The 5,213-nt window shown below is 57.1% G+C and carries 3 protein-coding genes and 1 pseudogene; all 4 read right to left on the bottom strand.

The features are described from left to right. Window positions 1–174: 174 nt before the first annotated feature. Window positions 175–1,470 (bottom strand): carbohydrate porin, encoded by a 1,296-nt coding sequence (locus CDI09_RS17040; protein WP_025440175.1) that lies wholly within the window; start codon window positions 1,468–1,470, stop codon window positions 175–177. A gap of 249 nt (window positions 1,471–1,719) precedes the next feature. Further along, window positions 1,720–3,321: a B12-binding domain-containing radical SAM protein gene (locus CDI09_RS17035; protein WP_025440176.1), complete on the bottom strand. Its 1,602-nt coding sequence runs from the start codon at window positions 3,319–3,321 to the stop codon at window positions 1,720–1,722. Between the two features lie 633 nt (window positions 3,322–3,954). Further along, window positions 3,955–4,653, bottom strand: a complete 699-nt coding sequence (gene arsH, locus CDI09_RS17030) for an arsenical resistance protein ArsH (RefSeq protein ID WP_025440177.1) — start codon at window positions 4,651–4,653, stop codon at window positions 3,955–3,957. Between the two features lie 20 nt (window positions 4,654–4,673). Then, window positions 4,674–5,114, bottom strand: a pseudogene (locus CDI09_RS17025) (ArsB/NhaD family transporter); the annotation flags it as partial. Window positions 5,115–5,213: the final 99 nt, after the last annotated feature.

The following is a 5,213-nucleotide window of genomic DNA, read 5'->3' as shown; positions in this document are numbered from 1 at the left end:
CTCGCATACAACTGCAAAAGAATGGCACGGCTTCAGGCAGCATAAGCCGGGTCAGCCTCGGCGTTATCAGCCGCAAAATGCCCAACCCGACAGGCTGCTAGATGAACCTGGAATGAAAAGGCGGGACAACACAGTCTGGTCGGATCTTTTCAAAAAAACCTTGTACAGAGTGGTTCAGAATGTTACGCTGCTATGCAGACCGAAGATGGCTTCGTCATGCACATGCTGCCCTTTATTATCGAGAACACCACCACTGGGCGATATGATGCCCTGAATATCAGGCTGAAGCATGAACCATGGCGTGATTGGGATCTGATAGGTCAACTCCAGATGATATTCGGTGCCCTGCATGGGCAGGCCAGAACGCCGGTCCGCCTGGGCAAGATAGGGACTAGCCGCCCCCAGGCCCGCACCAAACCCCGCCATGTCGCCTGCACGTCCAAACGGCCCCTTCAGGGACAACCCAGCATCTGCGGCATAGACGATCTGGTTGCGGTCGGTGTCCGCTGTCCAGTTCCCCCGAATGAAAGCGTCAAGCTCCGTTATTCGCCCGAAATGCTGCAGCGTCTGATCCGCAATGGCGTAGACGGCCCAGTTGGTTTTATGGTTTTTTCTGAGATCGGACTGGTCGGGAAAGCGTCCGGTATCAAAGTAACCGCCAAGTTTATATGTGCCCTGCCTTCCGTACAGGGTCCGCCGGTACTGGACCTCCCCGAAGAAAAGAGCGCCCGTGCGGAAACTGAAGCGCGTGCCACCGGGGTCGCGGTTTTGGTTCCACGGGTCCTTCGCGTTGATGAAGGGGCCGCCCACAGGATTGTCATCGGCTGCCGCGAACAGGAAATTCCAGTGTGGGGACAGGGTATAGCGCAACCGTATCGCAGGCGTGGCCACGGGGGAGACGGGGCCTTGGTCATACAGGTCATTATCGGGCATGATGGGCCAGGAAAAGGACGCGTTGAGGAAGTTCAGCCCGACGCTGCTGACCATGAAGTCATGCCCGAGATCCAGCTTGCCAATCCGGAAGGCCAGGCGTTCTCCCATGAATTTCTGGCTGTACCACAGTTCATATAGCCGCCCGTTATCATCCGCTTCGATATTCGATGTCTGGTTGAAAACATACAGGGGCGTATTACTGAATGGTCGCCCACGGATTTCCATGGCGCTGATGTCAAATGTACCCAGTGGCAGGCCCGTCAGGGTGTGCAGATCCGTCACCATTTCAACCGCGGCGGACCCGATGTAGTTGCTGGATGCCTGCGCGCCCCCCACCGGGTTGGACCAGAATTCATTGGTATCCGATATACGGATATCAATTCCCTGTGCCAGCAGCCAGTTCCGTATTCCGCCCCAGTTGCCGGACAGATGGGTGCGCGGGTCAATATGGTCGGGAATATTCTGCTGTGGCGTAACGCCCGCGCTCAGCACGCTTACGGGAACAGGCTGGGCATATGCAAAAGAGCAGGTTTTCAATAATATGATTGTATGTAACCATATATGATGATTATGCCAGATGCGCCTCATTTTTCGAAAAAATATCGTATAATAAAATCTAAAACAAATTATTTATTGAACAATTCTTTTCATTAATTCAATATATATTTTGATAAGTGGAATAGCTTCGTTATGTCGGAATTTATACGAAATGCGCTTTAACAGGCAATGCATATTAGCGCCTTTATTGTACATCATGCATACTCCTTCATCTTCCCTTAACACGGTTTAGGCTGGCACGAGTTCTGCCTTGACATGACGTACAACGGGCGGCACATGCCAGCGGCCCTGTTCCACATCCGCGATCTCGCGGTCGATCTCGGCAATGACCTGGCGTGAAAACGGGCCAAGATGCAGGTAAAGCGCGCTTGTCATCACCACATAGGGCAGCGCGCGCGGGTTATGCAGGGCGCAGTCCAGCATCATGCGCCAGAACTGCCCGGCCGTTCCCGGCCCCGCACGGTGGATGCGGAACATGAGCCGGACAAAGCTGCGCAAATCACCCTTTATCATCCGGTGCGCGCGCTTGCGCCCGAGCATCCGGCCCAGCCTGCGCACGCGGCCGAAATAGGCGACTGGGTCATAGATGGCCGCAAGCACCGTCCTGTAATCGTTCAGCACGTCGCGACGCGGGCGTTTTGTCTCGAAATTCAGCCCCGCCGTGCATTGGTCGCCCGACTGCGTCTGTTCACTGCCGGAAAAAAGGCGGCCTTCCGCCAGCAGGCGCCGCGTCAGCTGCGTCGTGGGCAGGGCGTAAAGCAGGCCGACCATGCAGACTGGGATGGACGTATCCTCGATACAGTCGATCATGCCCTGGGCGACACTGCCCTTTTCGCTGTCGAAACCCACGATGAAGCCCGCATTGACGAAAATCCCGGCCTTGTGGATTGTCTCGATGCTCTGCTGCAGGCTGCGCCGCGTGTTCTGCTTTTTCTGCATCAGCACGAGGGAGTCTGTATCCGGGCTTTCGATGCCGACGAATATGGCGAAGAAATTGGTATCGGCCAGGCTGCGCAGCAGGTCGGCATCATCGGCAAGGTTGATCGATGCCTCGGTCGAGAACTCGAATGGAAAGTTCTTCTCGTTCTGCCAGCGTTTCAGGTCGGGCAGGAATTTCTTGAGCGCCTTCTTGTTGCCAATCAGGTTGTCATCGACAAAATCCACATGTCCGCGATAGCCAAGCGCGTACAGGGCATCGAGTTCGGCCATGACCTGCGCATTGGTCTTGGTGCGCGGCACTCGGCCATAGAGTTCAATGATGTCGCAGAACTCGCAACTGAACGGACACCCACGCGAGAACTGGATGCCAACATGTAGGTACTGGTCAAGCTTGAGCAGATCAAAGCGCGGCAACGGACTTTTTGTAACATCCGTCTTGCCCATTGGTGCTTCAAACACGCCCTGCCGCGCACCGCTGCGCCAGGCCGCGACGAAATCATCCATGATTTCCTCGGCCTCGCCCAGTACCTGAAAATTGGCGGCGCTGTAAAGCGATGGGCTAGAGGTCACGTCGGGGCCACCCACCACCACCGGCTTGCCGCGCGCGCGGCAGGTCTCGATGATGTGCAGCGCATCATTGCGCTGCGGCAGCATGCCGCCGGTCATGACCATGTCGGCCCAGTCGTAATCGGCATCCACAAGGTCTTCGGTATTGCGGTTGACCAACCGGACTTCCCAGTCCCGGGGCAGGAGGGCTGCGACCGTGACCAGGCCAAGGGGGGCCGCCGGATAGCGTGCGCCCGCAAGATCGCAGGCTTCCTTGTAGTTCCAGAATGAATTGGCGTTGAAAAGCGGGAAGATCATCAGGACCTTGCAGGTTTCGGTCATCATGCAAGGATCCATTGCTGCAAGGACTGGTCATGATCAAGACAGATGCCTTCCCGTCCATTTCGAGACGTGGCAGCCTCAGGCAGGGCGCAACTCGACTGTAAGGGTAACATGGGGTGAACCCCTTTCGTAGTGGTGTCGGTCAGGTGGGCCGGTACAATATCGGTGACCGCCACTATTGCTTTTATCCTGGTAATCTCGAACGACCGTGGCCAACGGCATGAGCAGGCTATGATGCCCAGGCACATCAAGGCGGTATAGGAAGATCGCTATATGCGAAATCAGGACACGGTGTTTGTCTTCACGTCAGGAGGGTGTTGACCACAAGAACCTTGGTAGTTTCTTGTGGATCGTGACGGATTTTACTGTTTATGGAGGTTTTCAATTGGAAATATTCCATAACGCTATGTTCATGACAAAGTATTTCTTTTTGTTTTTACAAGAGCTTTGATAAAGCGACAAGATGGTCGCACGAAGATTGGGGTTTATTAATCCAGATCACAGGATCACGGATACGGTAAGCCTGAAGTGTTGCCGCTTTGGCGTTGGCTGGAGCGTAGCAGGCTTACGGCCCCGCAGCATGGCCGCCATCCGCAATCACCACGTTGAACGGTTCCGTCCCGTCCCGTCCCGGCCTCACCGCGCTTCAGGCGGGCGATGGTCCTGCCTGCGCTCGCTATAGCGATCAACGAGGTAATCGGCCCGGTCCCGCAGCAGCCATGTGAACTTCATCAGTTCCTCCATGACATCCACCATGCGGTCATAGAGCGGGGAGGGCTTCATCCGGTCATCATCACCGAATTGCGTATAGGCCATCGGCACGCTGGACTGGTTGGGGATGGAGAACATCCGCATCCATCGGCCCAGAACCCGCAGGGCATTGACGGAATTGAAGCTTTGCGATCCGCCTGAGACCTGCATCACCGCCAGCGTGCGGCCCTGCGTCGGACGGATCGAGCCTTCGGACAGTGGCAACCAGTCGATCTGGTTTTTGAACACAGCGGTTATGTTACCGTGCCGTTCGGGGCTGCACCAGACCTGGCCTTCCGACCAGAGCGAGAGTGCGCGCAGTTCCTGCACCTTCGGATGGGTGGCAGGTACGGAATCCGCCACCGGCAGGCCGGTCGGGTCGAATATCCGCGTTTCCGCGCCGAGGGCTTTCAGGATGCGCTCCGCCTCCAGCACCAGCAGGCGGCTGAACGAGCGTGGTCGCAGCGAGCCATAGAGCAGCAGGATGCGGGGCGGATGGTCAACCCGTGGGTGTGGCTCAAGCCGCGCGAGGTCAACCCGTTCGAGATATTCCGGATGCAGGGCGGGCAGGTCAGGTGCGGTCATGGAGCGGTTCCCTTCATGCGTTACGGGTGGCTGACCCGGGGCAGCCACAGGGCCAGCGCGATGAGCGTGGCCAGCAGGACCGGCGGGGTGATGGCCAGCCCGACCTTCATGTATTGCCCCCACGTGACCCGATGATTCTTGGATGCCAGCACATGCAGCCACAGCAGTGTTGCGAGACTACCAATGGGCGTGAATTTCGGCCCGAGGTCGCAGCCGATGACGTTGGCATAGATCATCAGGTCGCGTGTCAGCGGCGTGATGTCGTGAGCCTGCTGGATCGCCAGCGCCCCGACCAGCACACTCGGCATATTGTTCATGATGGACGACAGAACAGCCGCTAGAAAGCCGGTGCCGATGGTGGCCGTGAACGTCCCTTGATGACCGAGCCAGACCAGTGCGGTCGCAAGATAGTCGGTCAGCCCGGCATTGCGCAGCCCATAGACCACCAGATACATGCCTAGCAGCCTGTCGGGTTGGGGTACCCTGTGAAGGGGTAAGGCTGTAGAGTGTCGCGATGAGCCGCTTCATCCCGTTTGACCGATCCCAGCCGTATCTTCTGC

The organism is Komagataeibacter nataicola (genome assembly GCF_003207795.1).
Taxonomy (GTDB): domain Bacteria; phylum Pseudomonadota; class Alphaproteobacteria; order Acetobacterales; family Acetobacteraceae; genus Komagataeibacter; species Komagataeibacter nataicola.
The sequence above is the reverse complement of the archived record's forward strand: the minus strand, read 5'-3'. Positions and strand labels throughout refer to the sequence as shown.

What these genes read in the sequence shown, in the direction of transcription:
- CDI09_RS17035 (WP_025440176.1), bottom strand. Translation starts at nt 3,321, where the DNA reads ATGATGACCGAAACCTGCAAGGTCCTGATGATCTTCCCGCTTTTCAAC.
- arsH (WP_025440177.1), bottom strand. Translation starts at nt 4,653, where the DNA reads ATGACCGCACCTGACCTGCCCGCCCTGCATCCGGAATATCTCGAACGG.